Source organism: Streptomyces sp. NPDC051109, from assembly GCF_044455885.1.
Lineage (GTDB): Bacteria > Actinomycetota > Actinomycetes > Streptomycetales > Streptomycetaceae > Streptomyces.
Genome location: NZ_JBITFF010000014.1, coordinates 221,507 through 234,597 on the forward strand (window position 1 = coordinate 221,507; position 13,091 = coordinate 234,597).

The following is a 13,091-nucleotide window of genomic DNA, read 5'->3' on the forward strand; positions in this document are numbered from 1 at the left end:
GCCGGCAGATGCTCGCCGACCTGATCGCCGTGGTCCTGGTGGTGGTCGCGGTGAGGTTCGCGCTGGCCGTCCACGACGGGATCATGCTGCTGGCCGAGCCGGGGCGGAAGGTGGAGGACGCGGGCGGCAGCCTTGCCTCCGGCCTCGACGGCGCGGGGGACGCGGCCTCGAAGGTACCGCTGGTCGGGGGCGTCCTGAAGAAGCCCCTTCAGTCAGCCGCCGAGGCCGGCAACGGGCTCTCCGATGCGGGGCAGTCGATGCAGGACGTGGTGGGCCGTGTGGCCGACCTGACCGCATGGGTCCTGATCGTCACCTCGGTGGCGATCGTGCTGGCGCTCTGGCTTCCCCCGCGCGTGCGCTGGATTCGGCGCAGTGCTCGGATCCGAGGTCTTCTCGACGCTCCCGGCGGCGCCGACCTGCTCGCCCTACGCGCCCTGACCGGGCCGGTGAAAGACCTCGCGTCGGTCTCCGTTCCGCCGCAGGGTCTCGCCGATGCCTGGCGCCGGGCAGACGAGCAGGTCATCCGCGACCTGTCCCAAGTGGCGCTCAGGCAAGCCGGCCTGAGCCCCTGAGGGCGCGCATGCGCCCATGACGCGGCGGCCCGAGGGCCCGGGCAAACGCCTCCGGACCCCGCCTCCGGGTCACGCCTCCGGATCCCGCCTCCGGGTCACGGGACGTCGACCGGAGCCGGGGGGTCACCGGCGCGGGCGGTCCTACTTGTCGGCGATGAGCGTGCCGGCCGCGCCCCAACTGTCCGCCGGGACCTCGTGGATCCACACCTGGACGGTCTCGGCCGGGATCTTGTACGCGTCGACGAACGCGTCCGTGACCCGCTTGACGAGCTCGCGCTTCAGCTCGACGTCGCGGGGACCCTGCTGAACGGTGACGATGGGCATGTCCGAACTCCCTTGCCAGCGGCGGCTTCCCGGCCTGTCCGGGTCGCTCACCGACGTGACCCCAGTCCATCGGATCCGTGCCGAGCGACCAAGAAGCAGACCGCGACCGCAGCGATCAGCTGTTGTGATCGTCGCCGGTCGGGAGCCCGGTGAGCGCCTTCAGGAGTACGTCGAGAGCAGCCGGCGGGTCCTCGCGGCGGACGGCCAGGCCGATGGGCAGGGCCAGGCCGGGGCTGCGGAACGGGCGGAAGGCGACCCGGGGGCTGAGCAGCACACGCGCGTGGGCCGCGTACACCACGGTCCACATCGGTACGGAGCCCGCGCCGATGGTGGCGAGGGTGTCCTGGAGCGAGCCGCTGACCGGTCCGGGCAGCGGCTCGAAGCCGGCCGAGTGGCAGGCTCCGACGACCAGATCGACCAGGGCCGGATTGTTGCGGCGGGCGGTGATGCAGAGTCGCAGGCCGGCCAGGTCGGCGACGGCCAGTTCCGTCTCGCGGGCGAGTGGATGGGCCGCCGGGAGGGCCGCCACCAGGGGGTCTTCCCACAGGGGCAGGATCCGCACGCCCGGCGCGGGCTCCAGGGAACGTACGAACGCGGCGTCGAGGCGGCCGTCCGCGACCTGTTCCAGGCGGTCGTGAGCGGAGGCCGAAACCAGCTGGACCGGGGCGTCGGGGGCGAGGACGGCCAGGTCCCCGAGCACCCGGTCCAGGTGTTCACCGAGGCCGGTGCTGGTGCCGAGGCGCAGGCCGGCCTGTACCCGGACGGCGGCCCTGGCCCGTTCGGCGGCGGCGAGCACGGCCCGCGCCTCGGGCAGCAGCCGCTCCCCCGCGCCGGTGAGTCGAACATGGCGTGGCGAGCGGTCGAACAGACCGGCCCCCAGCTCCCTTTCCAGCCGCTGCACTTGCTGGCTGACCGCCGACTGCACGATGTGCAGGCGGTCGGCGGCCCGACCGAAGTGCAGTTCCTCGGCGACGGTCACGAAGTACCTCAGCTGCCGCAGTTCCATCCGCCGACTGTAACCACGGCGTCTGACGGGGCGTAGTCGTTTCGTGTCCGCAGGGAGTAGACAAGGGCAGCCTTATTTAGGTTAGCCTCGCCTTATGCATTTCATACACCTGGCTGCCGAGGCCGGCTACACCACGCCTCCGCTCTGGCGCGTCCTCACCAAGGCCGGCTATTTCATCGGCCTGTCCGGAGCCATCGGCGCCACGGTGACCTACGCGGCCTCAGTACGCCCGGCACTGCGCGCACCGGAGAGCCACAGCGGTGACGCGGAGGTCATGAGACGAAGAACGGCGGGGTACCTGGCCTGGGCCGGGGTCGTCCTCCTCGTCGCCGGCTACTTCCAGCTCGCCGCACGCCTGGCCCGGGCCGGAAAGGGCATGCCGTTCGGCGACGCCCTCTCGCCCGGCCGGATCTGGGACTTCCTCCTCGCACCGGCGGGCAAGGGCGCGTGGATCGCGCAGGGCACGATCCACCTGGTGCAGAACGCCGTTCTGGTGCTCGCCTCAGCTGCCTTGATCGCGCTGTTCGTTCCGCGGGCACGCCTGCACCTGAACACCCTCGCGCTGACCGCCCTGCCGCTGAGCCTTGCGGTCACGCTCATCGGGGCGGTACCGGCGACCAAGCCGAAGGACGCGGACAAGGTACTGGACCTCGTGTTCGGCCAGACCCACATCATCAGCGGCGTCGTCTGGGTCGGCGGCCTGGCTTTCCTCGCCGCACTCACCGCCTCCCGCAGCCGCCTCGGCGACGGCGCGGGCCTGCTGTGGGCGGACATCTGGCGCCGTTTCGCCCTCGTCGCCCTCGTCAGCGTCGGCGCGGTGCTCACCTCCGGACTGTGGATGAGCTGGAAGCACGTCGGCTCCGTCAGCCAGCTGTGGACGACGACGTACGGGCTCTTCGTCCTCGTCAAGGTCCTCCTGGTCCTCGGCATGGTGACGGCGGGCGCCGTGAACCAGTTCTGGCTGATGCCCCGCATCGCCAAGGCCCGCGCCGAGGACGACACCTCCTCGCTCCTGCACCTGACCCTGCGGCACTTCCCCAAGGTCGTCTGGGGCGAGGTCGTCCTCGGGATCGCCGTCCTTGCCGTGGTCCCGTTCCTGAGCGGCTCCGCCCGCTCCGAGGCCGGCAGCCCGCCCGCCGTCTCGGACGGCAGCATCTTCACCGTGGGCGCCCTGCTGGTGCTCACCCTGGCAGCGTCCCTCTACGCCACCGTCAAGGCCTCCGACGCCCTCGCCCGACGGACGACTTCGGTCACGGCCTGACCCTGGGGCCGGGACGGGGCCGGGGGCCAACGCGCCCCGGGGCCGCCCGAGCAGCCCCAGGGCCGCGGCGGGCAGTCCGCGCCGGCCTCCGGAGTTCTTCGCCGCCGGCGCGGCCTTCCCCACGGTGACGGCCACCCGCCGCCGGTCTCCGCTCGCCCGAACCGCGGCCTCGTCCGCCCGGCGCTCCACGGTGTACGCGACCTCGTGGCCGTCGAACGCAGCAACGGATGCACGGCGGCGGCCAGTCGGACGGCAGCGGTGAAGAGAGGGTGGTGGCCCCGCACATGCTCCCTCCCATGGGCGAGCATGACCTCCCGCTCAGCGGCGTATGCCGGTGGTCACCCCGATGCGAGCGGGCAGCCCCGGTATCGCGAACGCGTCGGCGGCCCGTTCCTTCCAAGGCGACCACCGGACCCTCTCCGGGGAGGCAGGGGCCTCCAGGACCGCCGCGCACGCCGCCCGCACCCGGCGGAACGCGAAGCGCGAGCCGGTCGCCACGACGGAGAGCAGCGGCAGGGCGGCCACCACGGCGAGCGGGACGAGCGCGGGACCGGCGCGCTGCGGCACCGCCGGTGACGGCTCGGTCAGCGGGGCGATCAGCGGAATGCGGACCGGACCCGCGAGGGCCGGCGGTCCCAGCACCGTCGTGCTGCCCGCGGCGCGCACCACCGCACCCGCCGTCAGCAGCGGCGCGGCCGGCCGCGGCTCCAGGGGGTCCGCCAGCCGGCGGCCCCCGGAGCGGCGAACAGGGGGAGGAGCAGCGGGAGATGTACGGCCAGACGCACGGCAGACCCCGCGGCTACCGGCCCGCGTCCGGATCGCCGCCCAGCAGTCGGCGCGGCAACGCCTCGTCGCCGTGGGAGAGGTCGTCGAGGAAGCGTGTGAGAACCCCCTCGCGGTCCTGTACCCCCTCCACCGCCCGGAGCGTCTTCCGTACGGCGAATCCCCGTTCGTCCGCGGCGGGGCATGGGCGAAGGCCCGCCCGTGCGCCGCCCGGGCGAGCACGTCCTTGCCGTACGGGCGCCTCAGGATCGTCGCCCCGTGCTGTAGGCCGGGCAGCCGCCGATGCGGTCAACACCTCCCGGGGCGTGAGCGCTACGGAGGCCGACCGGCGTACGGCGAGCACCTCGGCCTCCCGCCTCCCGTGGGCCAGGCGGCGGTCCCCTTCGTGCGCGGGACCGGCGTGGGCGTGCCCGTCCACTGTTGGCCGCCTCCCTGCCCATCCTCTACAGTCACCCTCGTCTTCTACACGCGTGTAGACGGTGAGGGTCTTCCCCGAGTGCGCCATGCCCGCGCTCCTCCCACGGCACCCGCCGCGTCACGGCGACCGGCTCGGCACCCGCCGGCACCCGAGGCCCGGTCGGCGCTTCACCGCCAACACATCGGACCAACCCCAGGGACGGACGAATTGAGCACCATCGGCATCGGACAGGCAGCGGTCCTCGGCATCGTCGAAGGGGTCACGGAATTCCTGCCGGTCTCCTCCACCGGCCACCTGAAGATCACCGAGGGGCTGATGGGGATCCCGGTGGACGACAAGGCCGTCGTCGCGTTCACCGCGGTCATCCAGGTCGGCGCCATCGCCGCCGTCCTGGTGTACTTCTTCAAGGACATCGTGCGGATCGTGACCGCGTGGGGACGCGGCCTGGCCAACCGCGAAGAGCGCTACCACCACGACTACAAGTTCGCGTGGTGGGTCATCTACGCCACCATCCCCATCGTCGTCGTGGGGCTGGCCGCCAAGCCGCTGATCGAGAGCACCCTCGCCTCCCTGTGGGTGGTCGCCGGCTCCCTCATCGTCGGCAGCGGCCTGATGTGGGCCGCCGACCAGATGGGCCGTCACAAGCGCGGAGAGGACGACACCGACCTCAGGGACGCGATGCTGGTGGGCTGCTCGCAGATCCTCGCCCTGCTCTTCCCCGGCTTCTCCCGCTCCGGCGCCACCATGTCGACCGGTCTCATCCTCGACCTCGAACGCGTCGCGGCCACCCGCCTCTCGTTCTTCCTGGGCATCCCCGCCCTGACCGGCGCGGGCCTGTACGAGCTGAAGGACGCCGTCGGCGCCGGCGTGGACACCCTCCCCCTGGCCGTCGGCACCGCGGTCTCCTTCGCCGTCGCCTACGCCTCGATCGCCTGGCTCCTGAAGTACGTCGCCAAGCACTCCTTCAACGCCTTCGTCATCTACCGGATCGTCATCGGACTCCTGCTCTTCGGCCTTCTCGGAACCGGGGTCCTCACCGCCTGAGCCGGCCTGCGCTCGCCGGCCGGTCTGCGATCGGCCGGCGACCGGCCATTGACACCACCCTTACCCCACATTGGTCTACAGTGCAGTAGACCACCTGCGGCGGCGTGGTCGGCCGGGTGTCACGCCCGGTCGCCTCTCGCCCGGTTCCCTTGAGAGGCTCCACCTGCATGGCCGCTTCCGCCCACACCGCAACCCCCCTCGCGGTCAGCCCGCTCGACGAGCTCGCGGTGGCGGACCGGCCGAAGGCCTGCCCGACGCGTCCGGCCTCCCCGTGACCCGCGCCCGACTCGCACACCGAGCCGGCTGGCTGGCCCTGACCGCCGGCGTGCTCTTCGCCCTGCTGGCGCTGTGGGTCGTACGCGCTCCGGATCATCTGCCGCCCGCCGATGCGGCCCTGCACCGCTGGTCCGTGGAGCACCGCCCGGCCGTCCCCTCGGCCCTGGCCCGCATCGTCACCCACACCGGCACCGGGTTCGTCCCGTACGCCCTGCTCGTACTGGCGGGCATCCACGCCGGCCACACCGTCCGGCAACGGGCCGTCACGGCCGCCGCACTGGTCCTGTGCCTCGGTGCGGGCCAGGCGGTGCGCTATGCGGTCATGATGCTGATCGCCCGCCCCCGCCCGGCGGTTGCGGACTGGGCGACCCAGGCCTCGGGCTGGTCCTTCCCCTCGGGCCATACGAGCACCGGCGCGATGACCGCCGGGCTCCTGATCGCCGCTCTCTTCCTGCGCGGTTCCAGGGTGCCCCGGGCCGCGGCCGCAGCAATCGCCGTGTGGGGTGCGACGGTCGGCCTCACCCGCGTCTACCTCGGAGTCCACTGGTTCACCGACGTCCTCGGGGGCTGGCTCTTCGCCACCGCCTGGCTGTCCCTCCTCGCCTTCGCGTACCTCTCGCGCACCGGCGACCGGCCCACGGCCGAGAGCCGAGGGCCGAGGACTGAGGACTGAGGACTGAGGACTGAGGACTGAGGCTGAGTTGCGACGCGGGGGCGGGAGGGTTCTGGCGGGCACGATCCGGTGACTGCAGGAGCCGCCGGTCCGAGCAGGTCTGCGGGCCGGTCGGACTTCAGTCGGAGGGGTGCTCCCCTTGAGCGATTTCGACCCCGCGGTGCAGCCAGACCGCTCCGGCCACGGAGGAGGCGCCCGCCGCGCCGCACAGCAGGGCCATGGCCAGTACCGCGGGGGCGATGCGCCGGGCGGGCGCCTGTGCGAGCAGGGCCTTCACGCGGGCGGGGACGGGTCCGGTGACAGCGCCCGCCGCAAGCACGGATCCCTCGGACCGCCTGCCGCCACGCGTGCCGGCCAGCGCGGCGCGCCCCACGGCCTGCGCGGCGAGCGACCGGTCGCCGGTCGCGAGGGCGGCGGCCTCGTCCGCGGCGCGTTCCGCGGCGAACGACACCTGGGGAACGACCGCGGCCAACGCCGGGTGGCACCATCCGGCGAACTGGGCGGCGGCGAGGAAGAGGTGGTGGCGCGAGGCGAGGTGAGCGCGCTCGTGGGCCAGGAGCACCTCGCGCCCGTGCGGGTCCAGGGAGCGCAGCATGCCGCTGGTCACCACGACCCGCCCCGTACCGGTCAGCCCGGGCAGGGCGTAGGCGTCCGGGCGGGGGTCGTCCAGTACGCACACCCCTGCGACCTGCGGAAGGTGGGCGACATCGCCGTGGGCACTGCGCAGGCGCTTCACCTCGGACCATCCGCGCCGCACCACGGTGGCACCGGTGACCGCGACGACCGCTGCGGACAGTGCCGACGTCCCGAGGGCCAGTGGCGCCGGCCCCGCCTGGAGCGGCTGGACCAGGTGTACGAGGGCGGCCAGGGGCGGGACCGCCAGCGCGAGCGGCAACAGCAGGACGCCCAGGCACGCCACGACCCCGACGGCGAGCGCCGCGGAGGCGGTGGTGATCGTCCACAGCGCGACGTCGGGCCTCACCCGGGCGGCCACGCGGCGGGCGAGCGCCGGCAGCGCCCAGGGCAGCAGGAGGGGGACGACCAGCAGGACGATCACCGACCGCCTCCCTCCAGCAGGCGCCTGAGCTCCGCCTCGTCGTCGGGGCTGAGCCCTTCGACGAACCGCGCCAGAACGACACTGCGGTCGCCGTCCTGGTCGAGCTCACGGTGCATCCGGCGGGCGGTGAGGCCGTGCGCGTCCTCCAGCGGGAAGTACAGGAAGCCCCGCCCGCCCGGGTTCCGGTCGATGACGCCCTTCTCGTGCAGCCGGGCGAGCAGCGTCGCCACCGTGGTCCGGGCCAGCGGCTGCGGTATCGCCTCTCGCACCTGAGCCGCGGACTGCGGTTTCCCCGCCGCCCACAGCGCCGCCAGAACACTGGACTCCAGCTCGCCGGCCGGCCGTCGTTCGCTCGCGCTGTCCGCCATGAAACCTTCCCCTCGGAGAGATCGCCTACAGTGAGGTAGACGGACTACTGTCTTGTAGACGATGAGGTGGCCGGCACCCGTGCGGTCCGGCAGCCTCTTGCCTGCGGCGGCGAACCCCGCCCCGACCACCATTATCGATGGGACCGTGCCGATGCCCCTGACACAGCTCGCCGCAGCGCCGCCGGTGCACCTCGCCGTGAACCTGCTCGACGCCCAATCCCTCCTCGCAACGTTCGGGACGATCGGCATCGCGGTCGTCCTGTTCGCCGAGACGGGCCTGCTCGTCGGCTTCTTCCTGCCCGGGGACTCGCTGCTGTTCACGGCCGGACTGCTGTGCGCGGGCTCGGCGGCCTCCCCGGGACACCTGTCGCTTCCCTGGGTCCTCCTCGCCTCCGCGGGCGGCGCCCTCGCCGGCGCCCAGACCGGCTACCTGCTGGGCCGCAAGGCCGGGCCCGCGTTCCTTACCCGGACGAAGTCCCGCAAGATCGGCGAAGGCGCCGCACGGGCGGCAGAGATCCTCGAACGCTACGGGTACGCGAAGGCCATCGTCCTGGCCCGCTTCCTGCCCATCGTACGGACCGTACTGAACCCGCTCGCCGGGGTCCTGAACGTGCCGGCCCGCACGTTCGCCCTCTGGCAGGTCCTGGGTGGTCTGCTGTGGACCGTCGGCCTGGTCCTGGCCGGATACGCGCTCGGCGCCTCCGTGCCCGACGTCGACCGCTACCTGCTGCCGATCATCGCGGTCATCGCCGCGGTCTCGCTGATCCCGGTCGCCTTGGAGGTACTCCGCTCCCGTCGCGCCGCCCGCCCCTGACTGCCGCCCGAAGGGCCACACCCCGGGCGCCGGCTGACGATGGTCTGGCTGGACATCAAGGACCCGAATTACTGCGGAGAGCAGGAGAACCGCGGGTGCAGCGTCGCCGGACTGCGGGACAAGGCCCAACGGCTGACGGCGGCCGGGATCCAGGTGCTCTACGGGTTTACGAGTACCACGGCGGCAACACCCCGGACGTCGGCGGCAGGGGCTGGAAGAGCCTGGAGGGCAGGCTCGGCAGCCTGGAGGGCATCACGACGACCGGAACCCGCGACCAGGTCCGAGGCGCCTTCGACCGGTCCGGTTCCGGATTCCCGGCCGGACGCCGGGTGATGGACTACGGCGACAGCGACATCACCATGGGATTCGGAAACGGGATCATCGCGGGTTACGGGGCCTTCACCGGAGTGCGCGAGTACGACGACAGCCGGCAGTGCGCCAACGCCGTCAACCTCGTCCGCGACCGGGTGAACCGCCACGGCGGCACCCACCGCATGGCCACCCCCGGTGACCACCTGTTCAAGTAGCGGCGGGGCTGCGCCCCGGCGCCCGGGGCCGGTACGGGACAGCGGGTCTCCCCCAGCCCGGCCCCGGTCCCGGCGGCTACTGGTGGTCGGGAACGTACTTGTAGCCGACGCGGCGTACGGTCGAAATGCGGTCACGGTAGACGGGTCCGAGCTTGCGGCGTAGCCGGGCCACGTGGACATCGACCGTACGGCCGTCGCCGATGTGCCCGTACCCCCAGATGCCCGAGATGAGGGCATCACGCGTGTGCACCGTGTACGGGTGGGCCACGAGGTGGGCCAGGAGGTCGAACTCCAGGTAGGTGAGATCCAGTTCGCGCCCGTCGACCTCGACCAGCCTACGGGCCCGGTCCACCTGTATCGCGTCGTCGAGCCGGACGGGGTCGGGGCGCGGGGCCGGCTCCGACCCGGGCGCCTGGGGCAACCCGATCCCGAGGGGATGGATCTCCGGACGTATGCCGTGCGCCTGCATCAGCGCCACCGGGTCGACGTTCGCCGGCAGGAACACGAGGTATCCGACGCGCCCGCCGCCGGTCCCGCCGGCGGGGACTCCGGTAGGGCGGTCGCCGACCAGCTGGAGGCGCGGGGCCGGGGAACGGCGGACGGCGGGTGCAGGTGCGGATGCGGGAATGGCGGTGGTCACGATGAGCCCCTTCGGCTGCGCGGAGTGAGGTACGGAGGCCGGGCGTTCGGGCGCGGCAGGGCACCGTGTCTCCGTGACGGAGTCGACCGGGAGGGTCGGCGCGGCGCGCGCCGGGGTGACGTGCACGCCGCCCCCGAGGGGAGGGTTCACGAACGGTGCGACGCACGGAGACGAGCGCGGCCGGAACGCCGGCGCGCATCGGGGAATGCCCTGAGGAAGAGGCCCTAGACGGGTCGGCAGACGGCGCTGGCGACGCGACGGAGGTCAACGTGCCTGCGGCGTACGAGCAACGGCTGCGACGGGGACATGGGCACATCGTGGGGTGCGCGGCGGACACGCGTCAATACTTCCCTACTGATTGCATAGGAAATGGCCGGCGGGAGGGTCTGCGGGGACGGGGCAGGGCCGGGCCGAACTCCCCTGACTGCACGCACTCCTTGACGGAGAATCCGGTCGCGACCCCACGCACCCGCCGCTGACCGGCATCGTCTTTCATCCCGAGATCGAATTGTCCATCATTCGGTCACGCCCTTGCCGGGAAGGCCTCTTCGGGCGAGTATCCCTATCAATCCGATGGGAAACGTGGGGATTCTTCGACCTGCCGGTCGCGGTCGGCTCGCACGCCCCCCGCCTCCAGCCTGCGTGCGCCTCCCCCACCGCCCAGCAACCGGCCGACGCCACCCAACAACGTTCCGGAGTAGCCGACATGACCACCGCCAGCCCCGACGGCACCGCTGTCCGCCCAGCCCCCGCGCCACACCGCGGCACCGGGGCCTGCCGGTGACGCCCACGGGTACGACACCGGCCCCCGCCGACGGCCGGTCCGCCGACGAGCGGCACCGCGCGCTCCTGCGCACCGCCCGCGATGTTGCGGACGACCTCGCCGCTGACGCCATCGTCCGCGACCAGGCCGGCAAGCCGCCGACCGACGAGACGGCCCGGCTGCGCGAGGCCGGCCTGCCTGCGGCCCTCACCCCGCCCGGGCCCGGCCGCGGAGCGGACTGGCGTACGGGATGCGCCGTCATCCGGGAGATCGCCGCAGCGGACAGCTCCGTCGGCGACCTGCTCGCCCGGCACTATGTACACGCCTGGAGCGGACGCTTCTACGCGGATCGCGAGCACGCCGCCGCCCTCGAAGAGGAGTCGGTGCGCGAGCAATGGCTGTGGACCGGGGCGGTCCGTACCCCCGCGCCCCACGACGACGCCGAGGGACCGGACCTCGCATTGAGGCCGCGGCCCACCGGCTACCTGCTGAACGGGCGCCGGTCCGTGGACACGGCGGTGGCCGCAGCCGACCAGATCGTGGTGGATGCCGTCTGCGCCGCGACCGGCGAGGTACTGGTCGTACGGGTCCCACCCGGCGCACGGGGCGTGACCGTCGAACCCGCCCACGACCGGCTCGGGCAGCGGGTCGCCGGAGCGGGCCAGGTCGTCCTGGACCGGGTCACCATCACGCCGGACCAGGTGCTGGGCCGCCGGCCGCACGACGAGGAGTCGACGGCACCCGTCACCGCGCTCGCGGAACCGGCGCTCCGGCTCGCCCTGTGCCACGTCGGCCTCGGCATCGCCGAGGGCGCCCTCACCGAGGCGCGCGACCTCAGCCGGGGCGGCCGCGCACACCGGCTGCCCGGCGAGGACCCGGACCTCTTCCTGACGTACGGGGAACTCGCCTCTGCCGCCCAGACGGCCACCGCCGTGGTCGACCGGGCGACGGAGGTCATGGCGCAGGCCCTCGCCAGGGGTGCGCAGCTCGATGCCGAGGTACCGGCGGGCGTCGCCGCCCTCGTCGCCACGGCCGAGGCAGTGATGTCGAAGGCCGCGTTGCACATCACCGCCCGGGTGCTGGAACTCGCCGACGCCCCGGGCCTGGACCGGTTCTGGCGCAACGCCCGGGTCCTGACCGCCCACCGCCCGGTCGCGCACCGCCTGCGCTCCATCGGCGAGCACTACCTCAACGGCTCCCACCGCGCGGTGGCGGCCGCCTTCCACTGACGCGGGGCACCGCGGTAGCCGCGGATCCGCGGCCCGGACCCTCGGCTGCCGGGCACGAGCACCCGCCCGGCAGCCTACGACCACCCACGGCGGACGCCGGTCGGATCCATGCCGGATAATGGCCTTATGCGGATCTCAGCCAGGGCGGACTATGCGGTACGTGCCGCACTGCAGCTTGCCGCGGCACAGGATGACGGGCCGGTCAAGGCCGAAGCCATCGCCGACGCCCAGGACATCCCGCACAAGTTCCTTGAGGGCATCCTGAACGACATGCGCCGCGGCGGCCTCGTCCTCAGCCAGCGCGGAGGCAACGGCGGCTACCGGCTGGCCAAGCCCGCCCGGTCCATCAGCATCGCGGACGTCATCCGCGTCGTGGACGGGCCGCTCGTCTCGGTGCGCGGCGTCCGCCCACCGGACCTGTCCTACACCGGCCCCGCCCAGTCGCTGCTCCCCCTGTGGATCGCGCTGCGGGCCAACGTGCGCGAGATCCTCGACGGCGTGAGCCTCGCCGACGTCGCGGCCTCCGACCTGCCCTCCGGCGTATCGGCACTGGCCGATACACCCGGGGCCTGGACCAATCCCTGACCCCTCCCTGACCCCTCCCCCACCTGCGGTTTCTCGTATCGCGAGATGTGGACGTCCACCATGCGGTCAACCCCTTGGGGCTGGTGTCCGGCTCTGCCAATATGCCTACCAACCAGGTAGGAAAACTAGGGATCAAGGGAGGCTGGCCGTGCGAGAACTCCACCACGCAGGCCGGATGCCGCCTCTGACCTCCCGCCGACACATCGACCTCGGCCGCACGTCCAGCGCCATCTGTCAGCCCGGCTGACACCCTCGCCGGGCCGGCTCCGGGTGCGCTGCGCACCATTGACGCCGTCCCACTCCGCTCTCCGTCGGCCGGGCAGGCCCCTCGGCCGCCCGCACCGATCGCGCGCTTTCCAGCGCGGGCGTCCGACGCACGGGCTCGACGACCGTCTCCGGGGCGTCCGACACCCACCGATTCAATCCGACACCCACCGATTCAAGTCGTGTGTGCCGGTGGCTTCGCGTCGCCCTTTTCGCCGCACATCCCCGAACACCATCCCGTGAAAGGACACCTCCGTGTCTGCCGCAAGACCGCTCACCACCCTGCGCGCCATCGCCGTCACAGCGGCGCTTCCCCTGCTGCTCACCGCCTGCGGCTACGGTTCCGAGGCGAAGAAGGTCGACGACAAGGCCAACGCCGCGGCCACCGGCGACAAGAAGCTCTCCGCGTCCGAGGTCCGTATCGGGTACTTCCCGAACCTGACCCACGCCACCGCGCTGGTCGGTATCCAGGAAGGCCTGATCGCCA

The 13,091-nt window shown here is 72.7% G+C and carries 16 protein-coding genes and 1 pseudogene; 10 read left to right on the top strand and 7 right to left on the bottom strand.

Features of this window, described 5'->3' with window-relative positions:
- Positions 1 to 8: 8 nt before the first annotated feature.
- The gene (locus ACIBAD_RS25410; protein ID WP_398908637.1) at positions 9 to 572 is read left to right on the top strand and encodes a hypothetical protein; all 564 of its coding nucleotides are present in this window, start codon (positions 9 to 11) and stop codon (positions 570 to 572) included.
- A 141-nt stretch (positions 573 to 713) separates the two neighbouring features.
- Here the strand turns inward: ACIBAD_RS25410 and dmpI are convergent, their stop codons facing one another.
- Together dmpI and ACIBAD_RS25420 are read right to left on the bottom strand one after the other, a co-directional pair.
- Positions 714 to 896: a 4-oxalocrotonate tautomerase DmpI gene (gene dmpI, locus ACIBAD_RS25415; protein ID WP_054224821.1), complete on the bottom strand. Its 183-nt coding sequence runs from the start codon at positions 894 to 896 to the stop codon at positions 714 to 716.
- Between the two features lie 115 nt (positions 897 to 1,011).
- Positions 1,012 to 1,902 carry a LysR family transcriptional regulator gene (locus ACIBAD_RS25420; RefSeq protein ID WP_134067794.1) on the bottom strand — a complete coding sequence of 297 codons (891 nt, stop codon included), beginning with the start codon at positions 1,900 to 1,902 and terminating at the stop codon, positions 1,012 to 1,014.
- Between the two features lie 94 nt (positions 1,903 to 1,996).
- Here ACIBAD_RS25420 and ACIBAD_RS25425 point away from each other — a divergent pair, with 94 nt between their 5' ends.
- Complete coding sequence (locus tag ACIBAD_RS25425) at positions 1,997 to 3,163, top strand: CopD family protein (protein WP_398908640.1); 1,167 nt, start codon at positions 1,997 to 1,999, stop codon at positions 3,161 to 3,163.
- A 318-nt stretch (positions 3,164 to 3,481) separates the two neighbouring features.
- Here the strand turns inward: ACIBAD_RS25425 and ACIBAD_RS25430 are convergent, their stop codons facing one another.
- Complete coding sequence (locus tag ACIBAD_RS25430; protein ID WP_398908642.1) at positions 3,482 to 3,832, bottom strand: hypothetical protein; 351 nt, start codon at positions 3,830 to 3,832, stop codon at positions 3,482 to 3,484.
- Positions 3,833 to 4,571: 739 nt separating this feature from the next.
- On the opposite strand from ACIBAD_RS25430, the gene ACIBAD_RS25435 reads away from it, so the two are divergent.
- Together ACIBAD_RS25435 and ACIBAD_RS25440 are read left to right on the top strand one after the other, a co-directional pair.
- Positions 4,572 to 5,408, top strand: coding sequence for an undecaprenyl-diphosphate phosphatase (locus tag ACIBAD_RS25435; RefSeq protein WP_134067797.1), 837 nt, complete (start codon positions 4,572 to 4,574; stop codon positions 5,406 to 5,408).
- A 271-nt stretch (positions 5,409 to 5,679) separates the two neighbouring features.
- A complete protein-coding gene (locus ACIBAD_RS25440) occupies positions 5,680 to 6,357 on the top strand; it encodes a phosphatase PAP2 family protein (protein WP_398908644.1) in 678 nt (225 codons plus the stop codon).
- 118 nt (positions 6,358 to 6,475) lie between these two features.
- Here the strand turns inward: ACIBAD_RS25440 and ACIBAD_RS25445 are convergent, their stop codons facing one another.
- On the bottom strand, positions 6,476 to 7,414 hold the full coding sequence (locus ACIBAD_RS25445; RefSeq protein WP_398908646.1) for a M48 family metalloprotease: 939 nt from the start codon (positions 7,412 to 7,414) through the stop codon (positions 6,476 to 6,478).
- Positions 7,411 to 7,782, bottom strand: coding sequence for a BlaI/MecI/CopY family transcriptional regulator (locus ACIBAD_RS25450; RefSeq protein ID WP_134067800.1), 372 nt, complete (start codon positions 7,780 to 7,782; stop codon positions 7,411 to 7,413). The genes ACIBAD_RS25445 and ACIBAD_RS25450 overlap by 4 nt, the downstream gene beginning before the upstream one ends.
- A 151-nt stretch (positions 7,783 to 7,933) precedes the next feature.
- Between ACIBAD_RS25450 and ACIBAD_RS25455 the strand changes: the two genes are divergently transcribed.
- Positions 7,934 to 8,596: a DedA family protein gene (locus ACIBAD_RS25455; RefSeq protein WP_134067801.1), complete on the top strand. Its 663-nt coding sequence runs from the start codon at positions 7,934 to 7,936 to the stop codon at positions 8,594 to 8,596.
- Positions 8,597 to 8,691: 95 nt separating this feature from the next.
- Positions 8,692 to 9,123, top strand: a complete 432-nt coding sequence (locus ACIBAD_RS25460; RefSeq protein WP_398908648.1) for a hypothetical protein — start codon at positions 8,692 to 8,694, stop codon at positions 9,121 to 9,123.
- Positions 9,124 to 9,199: 76 nt separating this feature from the next.
- Here the strand turns inward: ACIBAD_RS25460 and ACIBAD_RS25465 are convergent, their stop codons facing one another.
- Together ACIBAD_RS25465 and ACIBAD_RS25470 are read right to left on the bottom strand one after the other, a co-directional pair.
- A complete protein-coding gene (locus tag ACIBAD_RS25465) occupies positions 9,200 to 9,763 on the bottom strand; it encodes a winged helix-turn-helix domain-containing protein (RefSeq protein ID WP_398908650.1) in 564 nt (187 codons plus the stop codon).
- A 224-nt stretch (positions 9,764 to 9,987) separates the two neighbouring features.
- Complete coding sequence (locus ACIBAD_RS25470) at positions 9,988 to 10,071, bottom strand: putative leader peptide (RefSeq protein ID WP_324617234.1); 84 nt, start codon at positions 10,069 to 10,071, stop codon at positions 9,988 to 9,990.
- A 472-nt stretch (positions 10,072 to 10,543) separates the two neighbouring features.
- On the opposite strand from ACIBAD_RS25470, the gene ACIBAD_RS25475 reads away from it, so the two are divergent.
- The 4 genes and pseudogenes from ACIBAD_RS25475 to ACIBAD_RS25490 all read left to right on the top strand — a co-directional run.
- Positions 10,544 to 11,755, top strand: a complete 1,212-nt coding sequence (locus ACIBAD_RS25475; RefSeq protein WP_398908651.1) for an acyl-CoA dehydrogenase — start codon at positions 10,544 to 10,546, stop codon at positions 11,753 to 11,755.
- Positions 11,756 to 11,881: 126 nt separating this feature from the next.
- Positions 11,882 to 12,340 carry an RrF2 family transcriptional regulator gene (locus ACIBAD_RS25480; protein WP_398908653.1) on the top strand — a complete coding sequence of 153 codons (459 nt, stop codon included), beginning with the start codon at positions 11,882 to 11,884 and terminating at the stop codon, positions 12,338 to 12,340.
- A gap of 175 nt (positions 12,341 to 12,515) precedes the next feature.
- Entirely contained in the window at positions 12,516 to 12,587 is a 72-nt protein-coding gene (locus ACIBAD_RS25485) for a putative leader peptide (RefSeq protein ID WP_398908669.1), read from the top strand.
- 272 nt (positions 12,588 to 12,859) lie between these two features.
- Positions 12,860 to 13,091: pseudogene (locus ACIBAD_RS25490) on the top strand (sulfate ABC transporter substrate-binding protein); the annotation flags it as partial.

Coding starts and splice junctions, on each gene's coding strand:
- ACIBAD_RS25410 (WP_398908637.1), top strand. CDS start 9: ATGCTCGCCGACCTGATCGCCGTGGTCCTGGTGGTGGTCGCGGTGAGG.
- dmpI (WP_054224821.1), bottom strand. CDS start 896: ATGCCCATCGTCACCGTTCAGCAGGGTCCCCGCGACGTCGAGCTGAAG.
- ACIBAD_RS25420 (WP_134067794.1), bottom strand. CDS start 1,902: ATGGAACTGCGGCAGCTGAGGTACTTCGTGACCGTCGCCGAGGAACTG.
- ACIBAD_RS25425 (WP_398908640.1), top strand. CDS start 1,997: ATGCATTTCATACACCTGGCTGCCGAGGCCGGCTACACCACGCCTCCG.
- ACIBAD_RS25450 (WP_134067800.1), bottom strand. CDS start 7,782: ATGGCGGACAGCGCGAGCGAACGACGGCCGGCCGGCGAGCTGGAGTCC.
- ACIBAD_RS25455 (WP_134067801.1), top strand. CDS start 7,934: ATGCCCCTGACACAGCTCGCCGCAGCGCCGCCGGTGCACCTCGCCGTG.
- ACIBAD_RS25470 (WP_324617234.1), bottom strand. CDS start 10,071: ATGTCCCCGTCGCAGCCGTTGCTCGTACGCCGCAGGCACGTTGACCTC.
- ACIBAD_RS25480 (WP_398908653.1), top strand. CDS start 11,882: ATGCGGATCTCAGCCAGGGCGGACTATGCGGTACGTGCCGCACTGCAG.